The organism is Nocardia sp. alder85J (genome assembly GCF_020176955.2).
Lineage (GTDB): Bacteria > Actinomycetota > Actinomycetes > Mycobacteriales > Mycobacteriaceae > Nocardia.
The window spans coordinates 272915-290712 of record NZ_JAIUCZ020000006.1 but is presented as its reverse complement, the minus strand read 5'-3'; the positions used below and the strand labels follow the sequence as shown (position 1 = coordinate 290712).

Annotated in this window: 20 protein-coding genes and 1 pseudogene; 9 read left to right on the top strand and 12 right to left on the bottom strand. The window is 67.4% G+C overall.

Annotation, left to right across the window (positions count from 1 at the left end; translation table 11 throughout):
* Positions 1 to 200: 200 nt before the first annotated feature.
* Both LBW94_RS24555 and LBW94_RS24550 read left to right on the top strand, forming a co-directional pair.
* Positions 201 to 542, top strand: coding sequence for a MerR family transcriptional regulator (locus LBW94_RS24555; protein ID WP_225060060.1), 342 nt, complete (start codon positions 201 to 203; stop codon positions 540 to 542).
* 226 nt (positions 543 to 768) lie between these two features.
* On the top strand, positions 769 to 972 hold the full coding sequence (locus LBW94_RS24550) for a cold-shock protein (RefSeq protein ID WP_225060059.1): 204 nt from the start codon (positions 769 to 771) through the stop codon (positions 970 to 972).
* A gap of 307 nt (positions 973 to 1279) precedes the next feature.
* On the opposite strand, the gene LBW94_RS24545 is transcribed toward LBW94_RS24550, so the two are convergent.
* Entirely contained in the window at positions 1280 to 1450 is a 171-nt protein-coding gene (locus LBW94_RS24545) for a hypothetical protein (protein ID WP_225060058.1), read from the bottom strand.
* Between the two features lie 296 nt (positions 1451 to 1746).
* Complete coding sequence (locus tag LBW94_RS24540) at positions 1747 to 2184, bottom strand: HSP20 family small heat-shock protein (protein ID WP_323137917.1); 438 nt, start codon at positions 2182 to 2184, stop codon at positions 1747 to 1749.
* Positions 2185 to 3282: 1098 nt separating this feature from the next.
* Between LBW94_RS24540 and LBW94_RS24535 the strand changes: the two genes are divergently transcribed.
* From LBW94_RS24535 to LBW94_RS24530, 3 genes and pseudogenes are all read left to right on the top strand, one after another.
* On the top strand, positions 3283 to 3648 hold the full coding sequence (locus LBW94_RS24535; protein ID WP_225062853.1) for a MerR family transcriptional regulator: 366 nt from the start codon (positions 3283 to 3285) through the stop codon (positions 3646 to 3648).
* Positions 3649 to 3866: 218 nt separating this feature from the next.
* A pseudogene (locus LBW94_RS44460) lies at positions 3867 to 4016 on the top strand (integrase core domain-containing protein); the annotation flags it as partial.
* Between the two features lie 50 nt (positions 4017 to 4066).
* Positions 4067 to 4285: a hypothetical protein gene (locus LBW94_RS24530; RefSeq protein WP_225062788.1), complete on the top strand. Its 219-nt coding sequence runs from the start codon at positions 4067 to 4069 to the stop codon at positions 4283 to 4285.
* 13 nt (positions 4286 to 4298) lie between these two features.
* Here LBW94_RS24530 and LBW94_RS24525 read toward each other — a convergent pair whose 3' ends face one another.
* Together LBW94_RS24525 and LBW94_RS24520 are read right to left on the bottom strand one after the other, a co-directional pair.
* Entirely contained in the window at positions 4299 to 4823 is a 525-nt protein-coding gene (locus tag LBW94_RS24525) for a type VII secretion system-associated protein (RefSeq protein ID WP_225062787.1), read from the bottom strand.
* Complete coding sequence (locus LBW94_RS24520; RefSeq protein ID WP_266271944.1) at positions 4813 to 5277, bottom strand: hypothetical protein; 465 nt, start codon at positions 5275 to 5277, stop codon at positions 4813 to 4815. The genes LBW94_RS24525 and LBW94_RS24520 overlap by 11 nt, the downstream gene beginning before the upstream one ends.
* A 93-nt stretch (positions 5278 to 5370) precedes the next feature.
* Here LBW94_RS24520 and LBW94_RS24515 point away from each other — a divergent pair, with 93 nt between their 5' ends.
* The gene (locus LBW94_RS24515; protein WP_225062831.1) at positions 5371 to 6219 is read left to right on the top strand and encodes a transposase family protein; all 849 of its coding nucleotides are present in this window, start codon (positions 5371 to 5373) and stop codon (positions 6217 to 6219) included.
* A 16-nt stretch (positions 6220 to 6235) separates the two neighbouring features.
* On the opposite strand, the gene LBW94_RS24510 is transcribed toward LBW94_RS24515, so the two are convergent.
* The 3 genes from LBW94_RS24510 to LBW94_RS24500 all read right to left on the bottom strand — a co-directional run bounded on the left by LBW94_RS24510 (position 6236) and on the right by LBW94_RS24500 (position 9865).
* On the bottom strand, positions 6236 to 6769 hold the full coding sequence (locus LBW94_RS24510) for a hypothetical protein (RefSeq protein ID WP_225059005.1): 534 nt from the start codon (positions 6767 to 6769) through the stop codon (positions 6236 to 6238).
* 329 nt (positions 6770 to 7098) lie between these two features.
* Positions 7099 to 7614 (bottom strand): glycosyltransferase, encoded by a 516-nt coding sequence (locus tag LBW94_RS24505; protein ID WP_225059006.1) that lies wholly within the window; start codon positions 7612 to 7614, stop codon positions 7099 to 7101.
* A gap of 214 nt (positions 7615 to 7828) precedes the next feature.
* Entirely contained in the window at positions 7829 to 9865 is a 2037-nt protein-coding gene (locus LBW94_RS24500; protein ID WP_225059007.1) for an APC family permease, read from the bottom strand.
* Between the two features lie 227 nt (positions 9866 to 10092).
* Here LBW94_RS24500 and LBW94_RS24495 point away from each other — a divergent pair, with 227 nt between their 5' ends.
* Positions 10093 to 10554 carry a nuclear transport factor 2 family protein gene (locus LBW94_RS24495; RefSeq protein ID WP_225059008.1) on the top strand — a complete coding sequence of 154 codons (462 nt, stop codon included), beginning with the start codon at positions 10093 to 10095 and terminating at the stop codon, positions 10552 to 10554.
* A gap of 63 nt (positions 10555 to 10617) precedes the next feature.
* Here the strand turns inward: LBW94_RS24495 and LBW94_RS24490 are convergent, their stop codons facing one another.
* Genes LBW94_RS24490 through LBW94_RS24475 form a run of 4 tightly spaced genes read right to left on the bottom strand, consistent with a single transcriptional unit; the run spans position 10618 to position 13825 of the window.
* Complete coding sequence (locus LBW94_RS24490) at positions 10618 to 10908, bottom strand: hypothetical protein (protein WP_225059009.1); 291 nt, start codon at positions 10906 to 10908, stop codon at positions 10618 to 10620.
* Between the two features lie 34 nt (positions 10909 to 10942).
* Positions 10943 to 12709, bottom strand: a complete 1767-nt coding sequence (locus tag LBW94_RS24485) for a hypothetical protein (RefSeq protein ID WP_225059010.1) — start codon at positions 12707 to 12709, stop codon at positions 10943 to 10945.
* A complete protein-coding gene (locus tag LBW94_RS24480; protein WP_225059011.1) occupies positions 12706 to 13080 on the bottom strand; it encodes a hypothetical protein in 375 nt (124 codons plus the stop codon). The genes LBW94_RS24485 and LBW94_RS24480 overlap by 4 nt, the downstream gene beginning before the upstream one ends.
* A 10-nt stretch (positions 13081 to 13090) precedes the next feature.
* On the bottom strand, positions 13091 to 13825 hold the full coding sequence (locus LBW94_RS24475) for a hypothetical protein (protein WP_225059012.1): 735 nt from the start codon (positions 13823 to 13825) through the stop codon (positions 13091 to 13093).
* Between the two features lie 289 nt (positions 13826 to 14114).
* Between LBW94_RS24475 and LBW94_RS24470 the strand changes: the two genes are divergently transcribed.
* Positions 14115 to 14768 carry a Crp/Fnr family transcriptional regulator gene (locus tag LBW94_RS24470; protein ID WP_225059013.1) on the top strand — a complete coding sequence of 218 codons (654 nt, stop codon included), beginning with the start codon at positions 14115 to 14117 and terminating at the stop codon, positions 14766 to 14768.
* Positions 14769 to 14881: 113 nt separating this feature from the next.
* Positions 14882 to 16822 (top strand): hypothetical protein, encoded by a 1941-nt coding sequence (locus tag LBW94_RS24465; protein ID WP_225059014.1) that lies wholly within the window; start codon positions 14882 to 14884, stop codon positions 16820 to 16822.
* Positions 16823 to 16969: 147 nt separating this feature from the next.
* Here the strand turns inward: LBW94_RS24465 and LBW94_RS24460 are convergent, their stop codons facing one another.
* Complete coding sequence (locus tag LBW94_RS24460) at positions 16970 to 17734, bottom strand: group II truncated hemoglobin (protein WP_225059015.1); 765 nt, start codon at positions 17732 to 17734, stop codon at positions 16970 to 16972.
* Between the last annotated feature and the right edge of the window lie 64 nt (positions 17735 to 17798).

Genomic DNA, 17798 nt, shown 5'->3' with positions numbered 1-17798 from the left:
GGTCGTCAGGTGCACCGGGATCGGTACGCATCAATACGGCCGCCACCTCCAGCTCACCCCATTATCGGTGGAGGTTATCTCAGATAACCAATGCTGTTTGACATAGATAATATTTGGTACTCGACCAAGTCGAGTGTAAGTGCTGCGGAGAGGTAATATTCAGGTAGGCGACCATGGGTGAGAAGTGGGAGACAGGGCGGATGCCAGGACGCGAACAGGGCCATCTGCCGTCGGCCGGTCAGGCGGTGTATGCGATCTCGGTGGCCGCCGAGTTGTCAGGGGTCGGCGTGCAGACCCTGCGTCTCTACGAGCAGCACGGACTGATCAACCCGGTCCGCAGTGGCGGTGGCACCCGCCGCTACAGCGGCGACGATCTGGCCCGCCTGGCCCGCATTACCGCCCTGGCCGGGCAGGGGGTCAATCTGGCCGGGATCGCGCGCATCCTCGACCTCGAAGACACCAACGCCGCGTTGCGCGAGAGCAATGAGGCCCTCACCGCCGAGCGGGCCCACGGTCCACATCGGGGAACCGGTCACGCTTAGCGGGTTGCCGGCCGGGCGACTACACCGTGTGAGCGGTGCCGGTGCGGGAAATCGTCTGTGGCAGCCGGTCTTACCGTGACTCTCCGCCGCGCGGACCCCATGAGCCGGGTCCCTCATCTCTGCCCGATGCGGGGGATCGCCGCCGGTCGTGGCATAGTGAGGGGTGAGAGCGGGCTTCTCATCAAGAATTTGCCCGGCTCACTACAGAAAAGAAGTTGTTTACAGCATGACTCAAGGCAGTGTGAAGTGGTTCAACGGTGAAAAAGGCTTCGGCTTCATCGCTCAAGACGGAGGCGGCCCGGACGTCTTCGTGCATTACTCGGCCGTGAGCGGCGCGGGTTACCGATCCCTCGATGAGGGCCAGCGTGTCGAGTTCTCGGTGGAGCAGGGCCAGAAGGGCCCCCAAGCCCAGGACGTCCGCGCCATCTGATTCAGCGCGACTTCGTTGAAGAGCTTCGCACCCGGGTCGGTGCGAAGCTCTTTCTCGTTGGGCCCGGTACAGGTTGCCGCGTCCGCGGCGGATTCACCGGTGGTGTCCGCGCGCGGGCCGTGTTGTCGGCGCGTAGCCGGTCGTTGTCGCCGGGCCGGATCCTCGCCGGAGTAGCGCGGAGACCGCGATCACGGGTGGCGGTCGATGGTGTGGTGGTGGCGGGTTTCGCGCCAGTAGGCCGCCGCGACGGTCGCCCACCCGGTGAGCGCGGCAGCGGCGGGCACGATCAGAGTCACGATCATCAGGATCAGCATTCCCGGGTCCTGTCCGGGCAGCCCGTTGCGGGCGTGGGGAGCAGCGCGCCGTCCATGACCTCGGTCCACCAGTGTTCGAGCGGGCTGGGGTCGGGCCGGCGCACCACCGGCGCGCCCGCTGCTGCGGCGCCAGCGGTGCCGGTACAGGTGATGTCGGTGTTCACGATATCGGTCCTCGGTCGTGCGGGCCCGCAGCGAGCCAGGTCTTGTACGCGCCCCGGGCACCGGGTGTCTCGCGGGCCGGGAGGGAACCTCCAGGGGAGAGCTGACACGAAGACGGCTCACGAGACGCTGCCCGGCGGCCCGGGGTCGTGCGGCGACATAACTGTTGTGCGACAAGCGCTGTGGCATCACCTCCTTCCGGTCGAGGGTGGAGATGCTGATCGGCCCGGGCACCCGCCCCGCAGTCGCGCGGCGAGGGGAGTACGCGCCGGGGGCGGGTGCCTCGGGACGCCAGGGCTCAGGCGCTGGTCAGTTGGTGTTGCTGACCGGTGTGGTCGATGGTGATCTTGCGGGGTTTGGCCTTGTCGGCCACCGGGATCCGCACTCGCAGGACCCCGTCGGTGTAGTCGGCGCGGACCTGCTCGGTGTCGAGGGTCTCCCCGAGGAACAACTGGCGTGAGAACACTCCGCGCGGGCGTTCGGCGGCGATCATCTGCCGGCCGGAATCGACATCGGGGCGTTCGGCGCGCACGGTGAGCACGTTGCGTTCCAGATCCAGGTCCAGTGACCCGGGATCGATGCCCGGCAGATCCAGTTCGACGACGAACTCGTCGCCGTCGCGCCAGGCGTCCATCGGCATCACCGCGGGCCGGGCCGCGGTGCCCAGTACCTGCTGGGCGAAGCGATCCAGGTCGCGGAATCCATCGGTCCGCATCAGCACGGTAGCCACCTCCACTCACTCCGTTCTGTTGAAGTTGGTCGCGATAATCTATTTCTGTCGCGATAGATTTGTTTTAGCACTTGATGAGGATGAGTGCAAGACGGCAGAGCAGGAAACCGATGAGCATCGAGAGAATCTCTTCGGCACGGCACGCGGATCGCAGCTGCCCGATCCTGCCCAAGAGGCGTACGGGGTCTCCGTGGCTGCGGCGCCGGCCGGGATCGGCGTGCCGTCGTTGCGGGCGTTGGAACGCCACGGGCTGCTGTCGCCGGCGCGTTCCGATCGCGATACCCGCATTCCGTCACCGCCGACACCGGCACTGGGACCGGCGCCGACGACTACCACTCGACCTCACCGCCACCCTCGCCACCGCCGGACACGAGGCGGTGACCACGGTCCTGCCCCCGCGCGGTGATCGAACAAGCCGAAGGCATGCTGATGTGGTCTAGGGTGTCAGCGCCGCACACGTGGACGGGATCCGCGGCCAGTACCGGCGACAACGATGCCAGCGCCGCGCGTAGCCGCGCCCGCGCCGGTGTGATCGGCTCCGGGGTAGCGATCCACCGCGACGCTGTCCTTGTCGTGCGGGGCCACCGGGACCGTCGCGACCATCCGCCCCGCCTCCCGCATGTCCCCGGCATCTACCGGGCCCGCAGCGATCCGGAACCACTCCAACGGCGTCATATAGACGCCTGCCCCGGCACCGGAAAATCTGTCATGTCGGATGTAGACATTCCGTGATCGCTGGGATACAGTCACTGTCGTTCGAAGAGAAGAGTCCAGAGGCCGGGCAGGTGAACTGCCCGGAAGCACAGTTCGACCGCCCCCTCCGGCGGAGACGGGAACCCGGTCGCAATCGGCCGGCCCGCTGGAGGCGGGGCGGGAACAGCACGGCCGAGAGAACAACAGGCAGAACACCGGCAATCGAGGAGGTGGTGCTCACTGAGTAGTCAGGCAACGGTTCCGCATTCCCGGGAAGTGCCGGGTGCGGTGTAGGAGACCGGCCCGCACGGCCGGTGAACAGAATTGACAGTTGATCCCCCCTCTTCCGTAAATCCCGGGCCCCGGCGCACACGCGCCGGGGCCTGCGGGCGTTGAACACCGAGAGGTGCTGTGCAGCAACCGAACACCGACCCCACCGACCCCGCCGGTGAGCGTAGCGCCGGCGACAAACTCGACGACGACACCTATCCCGCCTACAGCATGGGACGCGCCGCGGAGATCCTCGGTGTCACTCCCGCGTTCCTGCGCGGCCTCGATGCCGCCGAACTACTCACCCCGCAACGCTCCGCCGGCGGGCACCGCCGCTACTCCCGCTACCAGCTCCGCCTCGCCGCACGCGTGCGTGAACTCGTCGACGCCGGCAATCCCCTCGACGCCGCCTGCCGCATCGTCATCCTCGAAGACCAACTCGCCGAAGCACACCGCCTCAACACCGACCTGCAACACACCCTCGACCAGCACACCGACCCCCACTGAAACCCACACGGGCCACCCTCAGCGCAAGGGCCAGGGCACCGACCGACCACGACGCAACCGATACCGGCCGCACATCGTTCGAGGAGAGGCTGTAAACACAACGGGGCAACTCCAATCTGGGAGTGGCACTTGATGTCTGATGTGACGGCGGCCGGGATGGCCGATACTGCCGTGGTGGGCAAGCGGAAGGACGCGAAGGCGCCGCCGGCGCGACCGGCACATGCTGGGACAACGCTGGCGCGGAGAGCCTGTGCTCGAGTTTCAAGCACGAGTTCTACTACCAGCACGCCTTTGCTACGAAGACCGAACTTATTGCTGTAGTTGACAATTGGATGAATTTCTACAATGAGCCCTTTCAACCTCCGTGAGAGGTGTTGGGGCGCTGTGTGATTGGTGTGGGGTGTCGCCGTAAGGGTGGGTGAAGCCCCTGGCAGATCAGTCGTCAACCAAAACGACTGCTTCCCAGGGGCTTCGGCTGATCGGATCGACCGGGTCGATTTTCCCGCCGCGTGACGTGCGGCAGCGCGTGAATGAACCGCCGGACTTTTCGGTCGCGGCGGCGGATTGGCCGACGCTCGTCGAGAAATTCGGCTCGACCTCGCAGTTGGAAGACAAAGCCGGACGCCACGAGATGTAGTTTCGAGAATCGATCAGGTGGGCTTCAAGGTGTCGGTGGCGAGTCGGAAAGGGGCTCGGCCGTTGGGATTGATGAGGATGTCGGCGCCGGGTGGGATGATGTCGGGAAGTAACCTGCCGTGGACCGGAACCCAGCGGTCGGCATCGATTCCTGCCTTCTGGAGTTCGGCGGTGGCGACGACGACACAATCCACTCCGTCGGGTGCGCTGCCGATGAGGGGGCGCTTGTGCTCATCGCAGCCGATTTCGACGACCGTGTCGCGAAGGGTGGTGAGCAGCTCCTCGCCGAGACGGTTCTCGCCGGCGGAGATGCGCCGCAGGACGGCATCGACGGGATCGGAAGGCGCGGTTTCGGTGCTGGGGCGATATCCCGGGTTCGGTTGAAAGGGTCGCGTGGTGCCGTCCTCGTCGAGCATCCACCCGCCCACGATCATCTCGACGGGTGGTGACCCGACTGCTGTGGTGTTCCATGCCGGATCCACCAGTACGAACCAGTTGCCTTGTCGCCTCGTTCGAGGGTTCGACGGGTCAGCCGTCACCGGTGTCGCCTCCTTGCCGGTTGTCCGTTCGGGGGGCCGGATAGTGTGCGAACGGCTCGTCGCCGCTCATGTACCGCGCTCCGGGAGAAGTGTCGACCACGAGCGCGGAGAATTCGTGCTTTCGACCGTCGACTTCGTAGGAGCCGTAGGCAGTGCCGACCAGCGGTTTGGGTGAATAGATATCTCTGTCCACACCTGTGTCGTGCAATACCTGTGCGGCGGATTCGTTGTTCCGTACCCCCGAATAGGATCCGAAACAGTTCCACAGCAGCACGGGCGTGTCTGGATTCTCGTCGAGCGCCTGGTGAAAATGCTTGTTGGTGGTGAGGATTCGACCGTATGTTTCGTTGGTGACACGGACCTTCGCATCGGCGGACCCCGGCCCGGTCCGGATTGTCACATATACTGAGCCATTCCGGGTAAGGGTGGCTGCGGCGGCTTGACCTGGTGACACGCCGGAACGTGTTGGGGTGCAACGTGAAAGCGCGGAGTGCCTGGTAGAGGTTGTTTCGACCAAGAAGACAACTTCATAGGAACTCCGCGCCCCATGAGTGTGACATACACAGCCGTCCTGCCGGTCTCCGAGCCCACTGTCGAACGCTTGACCAGCCTGCTCGAAACCGAACGCCGTCGCCGGGGCACTCGTGCGGGGCGGCGGGCGCTGTGCTGCTTTGACCAGGCCGTTCTCGTGCTCCGCTGGTTCCTCGACGCTGTTCGTGTCAGCCAGCTCGCCGTCGATCACGGCATCGGTAAATCCACCTGCTACGCCTACCTTCACGAAGGGATCGACGTGCTCGCCGACCAGGCACCCGACCTCGGGCAGGCGTTATGGGAGGCGTATCTGGCTGGGCACGAGCATGTTTCGGTCGATGGCACGCTTATCGAAACCGATCGGATCAGCGAACCCGGACCGACCCTGCGCAAGGGCAGTTCCAGCGGTCGCCGCGTCGATCTGTGGTGGTCCGGCAAACACCGCCACCACGGCGGGAACGTGCAGGTCGTGACGGTGCCCGACGGATTTCCGATCTGGACTTCCGACGTGCGGCCCGGCCGCGAACACGACACCAAAGCGTTGCGTACCCACGAGGGTGTGCATGATGCGTTCACCGGCTGGACCAGCCACGACCTTGCTGTGCTGGGCGATCTCGGCTACGAAGGACAAGCCCCGCTGATCACCACCGCGACCAAGACCCCGGCCGGCGGGACGCTCACCGAGGAACACAAGACCGCCAACAAGGCTCACAACACCCGCAGAGCCCTCGGCGAGCGCGGAAACGCGCTGCTCAAAACCACTTTCAAAGCTCTTCGCCGAGTCACGCTGTGCCCGTGGCGAATCGGCGCCATCACCGCCGCCGCACTGGTACTGCTCCAACTCGAACACCGCCGCACAGCGTGAGCGCCCGACACGCCGCTTACCCGGAATGGCTCACTGATCCAGGGTCGCCGTGCGCGATACTGGTCACCGGCACCGGGGCTGTTCCATCGTAATTTTCCTCGTACCACGGTGTGGGATGTGAATCCTCATTTTGTGCATGCCACGGCGCAGGGTGTGGCTGCTCGAATTCCCAGTAGTGTTCTCCCGTCAGGGGATTCGTCTGCGGGACGGCCTCCCAATACACGTAATCACTGGTTCTGTGTTCTTGTCTGACCCATCGGCTCGCCGCTTCGGCGTCGTCCGGTCGCGATGGGAAGCTCACGCCGATGGTGCGCTCCTGCGGATCGACCAACGGCACGTCGACCACATCGTCGCTTCCGAACGTGCGGGTGGCGCCGGTCTCGGAATCGATGCCTTCGAAGGTCGCACGATCACCATCCGCGCTCGATTCGAGGATTCGCGCACCGTCACCGTCGCCGGTCGATGATCGGCTCACGACTCCGTCGAGATGTACTGCGGTGCGGGTTTCGAATCGCGAGGCGGCCGCTGCCGCTCTGTTGGTATCGGCCACGAGTCGCGTCCCGAGCTCCTCGACCACATTCCGCAACAAGAGAACCTCACGGTCGGGCAACCGGCGGCGGCGTTCGGCGCTCGACCATGCGTTCGTTGTCCGGTTGCAGGATTTCTCTCGTGACTGTGCGCGGTTGCCCGGTGGTCGTGGTGTCGAGATCGCACGGCATGAGACGAGTATCGACCTACCTCGCCGGCCGCCCCTCTCAACGGTTCCCATTGTCGGCAACAGAATACTCGCGGTGCCGGCCGGGGATCACAGCTTGCCGGATCGAGCGCGCGATTCGGGCAGTGGAGGCGCTCGTCGGGAGGCCGTCGGCCCGGCCCGGCTCATTCTTTCCGCGCCGATTTCCGCCGATTCGCGTCGTGTAGCGACTCGACGGCGGCGCACCACAGATCCAGGTCGGCGTTCGCGCTCAGTTCGTCGGAGCGGGCTCGCGCTCGGCGGGAGGCTTTTTCCCAATTCTTGGGGTCCTGCAACGACATCAGGGCGTGGGTCCAGGCGTTGAGGTCGTCGCGGTAGGCGAAAATGCCTGCCTCGCCGAGGGCTTCGACCAGGCCGGGGGTGGGGTGGGCGATGACCGGGATGCCGGAGGCATAGGCCTCGATGGCTACTCGGCCCCAGGACTCGTACAGGCTCGGCATGAGGATTACGCGGGAGCGGCTGTAGACGTGGGTGCGCATTTGTTTTCCGGTGACCCCCTCTGCCACTTCGCAGTTGGGGAGGCGGGGTGCGGGCATGATCTGCTGGCCGTGGGCGCCGCGGACGCCGAGGAAATTCCATGACGGGGTCCAGGCGGCGATCTGCCAGAAGAGTTCGCCGCCCTTGTCGGGGTTCAGGTTCACCAGGGTGACGTGGTCGCCGGGGGGTGGTGCGGTATTCCTCCGCGATCACGGGTGGACGGACCACGACCGTGCGTCGGGGCAGGAATTCCGGGGAGGGGTAGCGCGCGTAGAAGATCTCGCCGTCGCGGCGGATCCATTCGCGAGTGGCCCGGACAGCCCCTACTTTCCGGGGCCGCCTCCGGCTCGTCGCATCCCCGGAACGGGATCTGCCGCCTCACATCGGGTCGCGGGTATCGCGCACATCGTTCATGTCGATGGTGGCGATGGTCAGGGGTACATGCCGGGGCCGGGCCTGCAATTCCCGGTCCGCGCGGGCGCGGACCCGGCGGTCCTGCCGGCCGGAGGAGGCCAGCTGCCAGGGCACCGAGGTGACCATGACGCCGGGGGTGAACAGCAGCCGGGCCTTGATGCGCAGTGCGGACTGGTTGTGCAGCAACTGTTCCCACCAACGGCCCAGGACGTATTCGGGGATGTAGACGACGATCAGGTCGTTGGGCCGTTTGTCGCGCAGGCGGCGCACGTAGTCCAGGATCGGGCGCGTCACTTCGCGGTAGGGGGATTCGAGGACCTTCAGCGGTACCGGGAGGTCGCGGATCTCCCACTGCTCAACCAGCGTGCGGGTGTCGGATCCGTCGACGTTGACCGTGACCGCTTCCAGGGTGTCGGCGCGGGTGGCTCGGGCGTAGGCCAGTGCCCGCATGGTCGGCAGGTGCAGCCGGGACACCAGCACGATCGCGTGGACTCGGCCCGGTAGCAGCATGTCCTGCTCGCCACCTTCGGTTTCGCGAGCGACCTGGTCGTAGTGGCGGCGGATGGCCCTCATCAGCACGAAGAAAACCGCCATCCCGGCGACCGCGATCCAGGCTCCGGCCAGGAACTTGGTGACCAGCACGATCAGGAGTACGACCCCGGTGAAGGTGAAGCCGACGGCGTTGATGGTCTGGCTGCGGCGCATCCGCCGCCGCACGGCCGGCTCGGTCTCGCTGCGCAGCAGCCGATTCCAGTGCCGGATCATCCCGGCCTGCGAGCAGGTGAACGAGACGAACACCCCGACCACGTACAGATGGATCAACGCGGTCACGTCGGCCCGGAACGTCACCAGCAGCACCAGCGCCATGATCGACAGCAGCACGATCCCGTTGGAGAACGCGAGCCGGTCACCGCGGGTGTGCAGCTGGCGGGGCAGGAACCGGTCCTGGGCCAGGACGGATCCGAGGACGGGGAATCCGCTGAACGCGGTGTTGCACGCGAGGAACAGGATGATGCCGGTCGTGATCGACAGGATGTAGAACGCGATCGGGAATCCGGAGAACACGGCCTGGGCGATCTGGGCTATCAGCGTCTTCTGGTGGTAGTCCGCCGGTGCGCCGATCAGCTCGCCGGGATCCTCGGCGATCCTGGCCCGGGTGATCAGTGCCAGGCTGACCAGTCCGACCATCATCGTCACCGCCAGCGCCCCCATCAGGGCGAGTGTGGTGGCGGCGTTGCGTGACTTGGGTTTGCGGAACGCGGGCACGCCGTTGGAGACGGCCTCGACCCCGGTCAGCGCCGCCGACCCCGACGAGAAGGCGCGGGCCAGCAGGAATATCAGCGCGAAACCGGACACGGCATGGGCGGGGTGCAGATCGAACCCGGCGCTCTCGGCGCGCATCGGCGAGCCCAGCAGCCAGCGCACCAGGCCGGTCGCCACCATCGCCATCATCGCGATGATGAACGCGTACACCGGAACCGCGAAGGCCGCACCCGATTCCCGGATACCACGCAGGTTCGCGCCGGTCACCAGGAGTACGACGACGACCGCGGCCCACACCGGGTGCTCACCCACGACCGTGATCGCCGAGCCGATGTTCGCCACCCCCGACGCCGCGGACACCGCCACGGTCAGGATGTAGTCCACCAGCAGGGCGCTGCCCACCACCAGCCCGAAGTCGGTGCCCAGGTTCGTCGTGGCGACCTCGTAGTCGCCACCGCCGCTGGGGTAGGCGTGCACGTTCTGCCGATAGGACGCCACCACCACGACCATCACCAGGCAGACCAGGATCGCGATCCACGGTGCGTAGGCGAACGCCGACAGACCGGCGACCGACAGCACGGTGAAGATCTCGGCCGGGGCGTACGCGACACTCGACAGGGCGTCGGACGCGAACATCGGCAGCGCGAGACGCTTGGGCAACAGGGTATGGGACAACCGGTCACTACGGAACGGGCGACCAACCAGCAGGCGCTTGGCAGCTGCTGTCACACGAGACACGCGCCGTAGCCTACAAGAACCGCACCATTCGGCCGTACCAGTGCGGGATCGCGCGGATCCGGGCCCGGGATTCGCCATCCTCTATAGGATGGTGATTCGGTTCGGAGAGCTGTATTCTCATCACCAAGAATCACATTCTTGGCGCGGAGGTGCTACGACAGGCGCTGCCGTATCCGGGCCGCCCGGCCGGACCCACGAAAATCGCACATTCGCACAGAAGGATTCACATGGTCACCTTCGATCCGGAGCAGGCAGTTTCGGTCATCGCCATCCAGCAGCTCGTCAACGAGTGGGCCCACGAACTCGACGTGAACAACGGCATCGTCGGCATGGGTGAGCTGGTGACCGAGGATGTCGGCTACAACGTCGGCGGCAGCCTCCGCAACAGCCGGGCGGAGGTGTTGCAGTTCTACAAGGACCGGCACGCCCGGCTGGAGGCGACCGAGGAGGGCCTGCCGTTCCACCGGCACACCCTGCACAACCTCCGTGTCGACTTCACCGGAGAGGACACGGCCACGATCGAATTCGGCCTGGCCTACTTCACCACCGCGGGCGTGCCCGCCAAACAGGACCACGCCGATCCGGCCCTGCTGTCCGACGTGTTCATGGCGGTCCGCCGCGGCGACGACGGGCACTGGCGCATCTCGCGATTCGACAGTGCCATGACGTTCCGCCGCGTCAACGGATAAGCCGGCGCGGACCCCGGCCGCCGGATCGCCGCGGCCGGGGCGCGGGGACGGTCGCTCGCCCGCCTAGTCCTTGAAGCGGATGTGCATGTCGCCGTCGGTGACCGCGTAGATCGTGCCGTGTCCGCGGGCGTGGTTCAGTTGGGAGTTTCCGGCGGGGTCCGTATCGTCCGGGGTTGCCTCCGGCCGCTTTCCGGCGGGAGTGTCCTGATTGTCGATCTGGTTGACGCCCAGCTGGGTGTTGTCGCCGACCGAGTAGGCCGCGGTGGCGTTCGGGCCGGCCGCTTGCGGGCCGCTGATCTGCGAATTGAAGTTCTGGATCCCGTAATTCGGTTCCGGGTGGGTGGGGTTCGACATGGCCGGTCGTCTCCTTCGGATATGGGCTGCTCGGTTATCTGGGGCCGATCTGCGCCGGGGGCGTCTGCACCTGGTGTGCGGCGGTGGCGTTCTGGCCCGCCGCCTGCGGGCCGCTGACGGTGGAGTTGAAGTTCTGGATCCCGTTGTTGATCGACTGCGCGATCCGGTCGAACTGCTCGGTGTCGTAGCCGCGGTCCCGGAGTTCCTTCTGGACGACCGTGACGGCGCGCCGGTGCACACTCTGGAAGAAGCGTTCGACATCCGCCTCCTGGAATCGCTGCTGGAACTCCAGATCGGCACCGAGTTCCCGCAGGCAGACCCGGGGCGAATGGTCGACGACGCGGCCCGCGGCGATCATGCTGCGATACCACACTTCCCGATATTTCGTGCGCACCCAGGAGCTCAGCCCGAGGACGCACTCCGCGACGCCGTCGACCAGGTCCAGGGGCAGCCGGACGATGCCCCAGCCGAGGGCGGCCAGGGCATCCAGTACCGGCTCGGGAGTCGGCAGTTCGTCGATCCGGCGATATTCCTCCGCGATCGGCGGGAGCACCGCGGCCAGGCCGTCCAGTTGCAGCAGGTCGCCCTGGACGTGCACCCGCAGGAATACCGAGGACACCACCTGATATCCCCACAGTTCCACGCGCGCTTCGAGATAGTGCCGCAGCCGCTCGTGTGCCGCCAGGTCCAGCAGATCGGCCCAGTCCGGGCGCAGCACCGGTCGCCCGGTGTGCGGATCCCACTCGGCGAGCCGGCCGAACCACTGGGGCCAGGGATCGGCGCGCCAGCCCGACCGGAACAGCCGGTCACCGACGACGATCCGGCGCAGCGCGTCGCCGGGGTACAGCGAGCCCTCGCTCAGCCGGATCAGTCCGCCGGCGATCGCGTGATGCAGATCGGGGGATTCCATCGCCTCGGCGCGCTGCCCCTGACGGCGTCGTTCGGCGTTGGGGCGCAACTCGATCGTGTAGGACCAGTCGTGACCGTAGACCTCGACCCCCGAACCGGCGAACGGGCTGAACGTGCCGTAGACGGTGTCCACCTCGGACGACCGGTCGCGCAGCCGCTCGAACACGTTCCGCAGGCCCGGGAACGCCTCGGGGTGCGCGGCCGCGCCCGCCGGGGTGAACAGGGCGGCCTCCCGCCCGCGGTACCAGTAGCGGTGTGCCGCACCGACGATGATCCACAGCGGAATCACGATGAACACCTTGGAGTTCAACGGCGAACTGTCGGGAGAACTGTCGAGAGTCAGTGTGGCGGTGGTCAATGCGGTCACGAGGGTGCTGAAGAAATACAGCACCAGCCACAGAATCCAGCGCGAGCGACGCCGGGCCGTGGTCCGGGTGAACCAGCCGAACCGCTGTCCGACGGCACCCACCAGGGAGCCGATCAGTCCGACGAACACTCGCACCTGATAGAGCAGCAGCGCCACGAGGATCATCGCCGGACCGGCGATCGCCAACCCCAGCACGGCGATTCCGATGTTGGCCCCACCGGCCAGCAGTGCCCCGCGGCGCACCGTCAGGCACTCCTGCAGGACGCGGGCGCCGTCGACACCCAGGTTGGGCGCGGGCACCCGATGCTGGTTCTCCACCAGCTCGCGAATGACCTCGGCCCGGAACTGCCGGTCCCGGATCGCCGCCGCGCACAGATGCCGGGTCGCGTCGCCCGCCTGCGGTCCGGCGAGTTCCTCGATCGAGCCGCGCAGATCGGGTCCCCGCGATACCACCGCGACGGGATGAGTTCCGTTGGTGTGCTGCGAATTCCATGACATGTCGTTCACCCCCTGATTCGGATTCATGCGGTCGTCTCGTTCCGCTGTCGCGCGGGCCGGCGCGGATCGCCGCCGGGCTCGTCGGGTAGCGCGCTGCCGACACAGCGCACCAGGTGCACGAGCACGTCCGGGGCGGCCGGGTCCCGGCGCAGGCGTTCGGCCAGCTCCAGGATCCAGAAACCGACCAGTTCCCGCCGCGCGTCGTCGGGGTCGGCGGCGCCGCGGACCCGGGCGGCAGTGTCGTCGAGGTGGGCCTCGATCGCCGTCGCGCGATCCCGGTTGCCGTGCCGGAACAGCTCGGCCACGCTCGGGCGCACCTGCGGCCACAGCTCCGTCCCCATCGCCGTCACCAGGGCGACGGCCCCTGCTTCCGCCAGAGCGGTCAATTCTGCTTCCACGGTTGGTCTTTCATGACTCGTTGCGGTGGTGGATGTGCTGCGTGCCGTTCTGGGTGGCGTAGACGATGCCCTGTCCGGACGCCTTGTTGACCATCGACGGGCGTTGCGGCCGTGGGCTGTTCGAGGTGTCCGGTGTGGCGGTGGCGTCCGGCAGCGGGACGATCACCGCGCCGGACAGGTGCAGCCACGCGTGCACCGAGGTCTCCTTCTCGGCCACCGCGACCCGGTGGAAGGTACGGGGGTCGATACCGGGATAACCGTGCCCGACGGTCTCGTCGTAGAAGTGCTGCGACAGCAGCGCCGCCACCGTCACCGTTGCGGGGGCCTGCGCCAACGCTTTTCGCACCGGGGTCGCGTCGAGCAGCCGCGCGAGCACCACCAGCGGCTGCCCCGCCACCTCGTCCGCCGGGCCGAGGAAGAGGTCCCCGGCGTGCAGTGCCATCCGCACCCGGATCCGTTCCGCCGGCGCCGCCGACTCGTTGTGCGCTTCGAGCGCGGCGGCGAGATGCCGCACCGACGGGTGGATCATCCGGAATTTCGAGGCGCCCGCGGGCGCGATGACCCGCATGCCGTCGCCCAGATCGGCACACAGACCCGATTCCCAGTCGATTCCACTGTGCGCCATTGCCTCTCGAACCATGCCGAACAGCACCTCGCGGATCCGTAGCAGCGCTGTGTTACCTCGCCCCCCGGAACTCTCGATATCGACTGCCAGCATCGCGCGATATTCCTGCTGTCGATTCATCCGAATTCTCCCGATTTTCGGCGGCTCTCGCCGTTGACGGCGGCAACCCCTCGATGCCGCCGTCCTCAACTATGGATCCACCGGTTCCGGAAAATACCGTCGCAGTAGTGGATTCAGGACGATATTGTCGCTCGCCGTGGCGTTCGCCGGAGCGAAAGCGCAGACTCGGGCCATGGACAGCGGCGAGCCGGACACGGCCGAGCAATATGAGCCGGACTCGGCTGGGCGAAACGAGCCGGACTCGGCTGAGCGACAGCCGAGAGAAACCTGGGAATGGCCCGCTTCGAGCTTGCTCGGCGGCCTGACGAAGTCCGCGCGGGAGCAACTGCTCACCCTGGGGGTCCGGGCGCGATATCCCGGTGAGCGCACCCTCATCCGCGAACAGGAGGACACCACCTTCGTCTTCGTGCTGCTGGACGGGGTGGTCAAGGCGACCGGCCGTGCCCGCGACGGCCGTGATGTCCTGCTGGCCGTGCGGATGGGCGGTGATCTGGTGGGCGAATTCGCCGCGATCGATGAACAACCCCGATCGGCCACGGTGGTCACCTGCGGCCCGGTCGTCGCGCGGCTGATCACCCGGGCCGAATTCCTGGCATGTTTGCAACGCAATTCGCAGATCGCGCTGGCGGTCAACGAATCGATCGTGGCGAAACTACGCGTTGCCAACGAACGCCGCATAGATTTCACCGGCTGCGACGTTCCCACCCGGCTGGCCCGGGTGCTGCACCAGATCGCGATGACCTACGGCGAACCGGCCGGCGAGGGAGCCGTAATACGCTGGCCCATCACGCAACCCGAACTCGCCACACTGTCCGGCGCCGCGGAGCCGTCGGTGCACAAGGCGCTGCGGCGGTTGCGTGAATCGGGTGTCATATCCACCGGTTACCGCACCATCCGGGTGGAGGATCTGGAACTATTGAGCAACATCGCATTCAGCGAGTGATCAGGGGGCGGAACCAATCGCAGGACGGTTTCACGACGCGACGGCGGCGTTAGCGTCATAGCCGGAGGCCGCGAGGGGTGGTCGTATCGCTGTCAGCAGGGGAGCAATGTGACATGGACAGTTGGGATCTCGCCATAGCGTTCGCGTCCGCGGAGACCGCGGTCGCGGTGGCCGAGGCGGGGCGTCTGCGGGTGTCGGCCTTCGACGGCCCGTCCGTCGCGCGGTCCGGGTCCGAGTCCCCGGAGGGTCCGTTGCACGCGGTGGTCCGGCAGGTGGCCGCGCCGTTGCTGGACAGCCACGGCGGCGTCCCACCGCACAGCCTGGTGCTGGCCCTGCCTGCGACGACGCCGCCCGCCGTGCTGGATTCGCTACGGACGGTGACGACCACGATCAACCTCCCCGCGCCGCTGCTGATGCCCAGCCCGGTCGCTGCCGCTCAGCGCTTCCGGGCGAATTACCCGCTGCCCAGCGGCACCGGCGTGCTGGTGCTCGACGTCGGCACCCGGAGCGCGGACAGCGCGATCGTGCGCAACGCCGCCGGCAAGCTCACCATCGTCGGGTCACCCATGAGCAGTCCCCGTCTCTGCGGTGCGGCGCTGGACCGGGTGTTCGCCGGGCTGGTCGTCCGATCGGCCGGGAAAACCACATGGCCGCAACTGTTTCCGGCGCAGGAGTCCACGCCGGATCCGGGTGCGCGGCGGCACGGGATGGTCACGGCGGGCCGGGAACGACTCGACACGCACTCCGTGAGCCACCTCGTCCTCGACGGCTCCCCGTACGAATTCGATATCGCGCGTACCGACTTCGAAGCGGCGGCCGCCGGGGTCCTGGCGGCGGGCGTCGACGATGTGCGCACCGCGATCGCGCGCGCCGGCCTGGGCCGGGGAGAACTCGCCGCGATCTATCTGGTCGGTGCGGCCGCTCGCACTCCCGGGCTGGCGCCGCTGCTCGGCAAGGCCTTCGGTGTGCTGGTGGTGGCCGCGGAGAATCCCAGGGCCGCAGTCGTTTGCGGTGCGCTGTCGCACCCCCGGTCGGCTCCCGTCGTCATGCGCGTCGGTACCGGCGAATGGGATGCCGACGCGCTCACCAGAGAACTCGCCGCCGTCGCCCGCCGCACCCTCGCGGCGCGCCGCGCGCCGGAACCGCCGACCGCGCTGCCCGCCGCACCGGTCGTCGAGTTGCCGCCGGCCGCCACTCCGCCTGCCCTGACCGCTACCGGATCACCCTCCTCGCCAACGGAATTACTGCCCACCTCACTGGAAATCGCGCTGCCGGAGCAGGTGTCGATAGAGCGAGTGCCGCCACCGACCCCGCCGGGCCTCTCCTCCACGCCGATTTCGGGACCCGCGAACGCTTCCGAACCCACGTCGGTTTTCGGACCCGCGCCGTTTTCGGGACCCGCGACCGCTTCCGCATCCACGTCGGTGTTCGGATCCGCGCCTATTTCCGGCCCCGCGAGCGCACCGGCGCGGTGGCCGGACCCCGCACCGGCATGGCCGGCGCCACAACGAGGTTCCGACCAACGTCGCGCACTCGTGCTGGTCGCGGCAGCAGTGGCGGTGGCGGCCGTCGGCATCACCGTCGCCGTCCTCGCAACGGTGAACCGCAGCCACGCGCCGGAGGCCGCCGCGCCGGTCGCCGTGCCCACCACACTCGACAGCCCACCGGCATCCGTTGCGCCACAGTATGTCCGCCCGTCGACCTCGGTGAGACCCACCCGCGCGACGACCACCCTGCCGGTGACCTCGGCCCCCGCGGTGCCGCCCACCGATCCGGCCCAGGTCGTGGCGGCCTACTTCAACGCCATCAACACACACGACTACGCGACCGCCTGGGCACTGGGCGGCCGGAATCTCGACCCCAGCTACGCCGACTACGTCCAAGGCCTCCGGACCACCGCCAACGAAGCGGCCTCCGCGCAGGACGAGGACCCCACCACGGCGATGATCAATCTGGTGGCGACCCAGACCGACGGCACCTCCAAGACCTTCTCGGGCACCTATACGGTCGTGAACGGCATCATCGTCAGCGCCCACATCCAGCGCGTCGGCTGACCGGGTCCCGACCGCGGCCCGCCGCGAACGGTGCTCACGGGAAGCCGATGTCGGGCCGATCGATACGCGGGGGACGGCATGGGCGGCACCGGAGGCGAACTCGACCGTCCGGCGCCGGGAGCGCTTGCGGCGGAGGTGGATTCGGGCTCAGGCGGGTGTGTAGGGCGGGGCGACGCCCCAGCCCCAGTGCGGGACCGGCGCCTGCTGCGGGGGATGCGCGCCGGGCCGGGAGTTGGCCAGGGCGATGCGGGTGCCCCATTCGATGTAGCCGACGAACGCGGCCCGGAACTCCGGATCGGCGGGCAGCCCGACCTCGTCGGCGGAATCCAGCAGCAGTGACACCCAGCGCCGGCGTTGCGGCTCGGTGATGGCCTTGCCGAGATGATGGACCAGCATGGTGTGGTAGCCGCCGCGGTCGTCGGTATAGCGCGACGGGCCGCCGAACACCTCCGCCAGCCACATGGCCACATGGCGAGGATGGTCGTGGTCCATCCCGGCGAACAGTGGCCCGACCAGATCGTCGGCCAGGACGTGGACGTAGAACGCGGTGGTGAGCCGTTCCAGCGCCGCGGTGCCGCCGAGCCATTCGTACATGCTGGGCACCGATGCGCCGGCGCCGCGCACCGCGGTGCGTTCGTAGTGCCGCATCTCCTCGATCTGCCGCACATAGGGCTCGATCGCGGCGAAGAACTCGGCGAACCGCTCGCCGCCGCGGAAACCCCGCAGGTGATCGTCGGCCGAGGTCCAGGTGATGCGCAGGATGTAGGCGGCGGGTTCGTCGACGCATCGTGACAACTCGTAGTCGACACACTGCGGCGCCGCCGCCAGCACCTGCGCGGCCCGCGCGTAGGCGGCCTCGAAATCGGCGGCCTCGTGCTCGGCGATCCGGTAACGGATGTATTCGACGATCATCTGTAACACTGTAATCATCGGGGCGCGCCGGGAATTCTGCCCGCGGTGAACGGGATTCCGCGGC

What these genes read in the sequence shown, in the direction of transcription:
- LBW94_RS24475 (WP_225059012.1), bottom strand. Translation starts at nt 13,825, where the DNA reads ATGAATCGACAGCAGGAATATCGCGCGATGCTGGCAGTCGATATCGAG.
- LBW94_RS24460 (WP_225059015.1), bottom strand. Translation starts at nt 17,734, where the DNA reads ATGATCGTCGAATACATCCGTTACCGGATCGCCGAGCACGAGGCCGCC.
- LBW94_RS24485 (WP_225059010.1), bottom strand. Translation starts at nt 12,709, where the DNA reads ATGAATCCGAATCAGGGGGTGAACGACATGTCATGGAATTCGCAGCAC.
- LBW94_RS24550 (WP_225060059.1), top strand. Translation starts at nt 769, where the DNA reads ATGACTCAAGGCAGTGTGAAGTGGTTCAACGGTGAAAAAGGCTTCGGC.
- LBW94_RS24495 (WP_225059008.1), top strand. Translation starts at nt 10,093, where the DNA reads ATGGTCACCTTCGATCCGGAGCAGGCAGTTTCGGTCATCGCCATCCAG.
- LBW94_RS24515 (WP_225062831.1), top strand. Translation starts at nt 5,371, where the DNA reads ATGAGTGTGACATACACAGCCGTCCTGCCGGTCTCCGAGCCCACTGTC.
- LBW94_RS24555 (WP_225060060.1), top strand. Translation starts at nt 201, where the DNA reads ATGCCAGGACGCGAACAGGGCCATCTGCCGTCGGCCGGTCAGGCGGTG.
- LBW94_RS24465 (WP_225059014.1), top strand. Translation starts at nt 14,882, where the DNA reads ATGGACAGTTGGGATCTCGCCATAGCGTTCGCGTCCGCGGAGACCGCG.
- LBW94_RS24490 (WP_225059009.1), bottom strand. Translation starts at nt 10,908, where the DNA reads ATGTCGAACCCCACCCACCCGGAACCGAATTACGGGATCCAGAACTTC.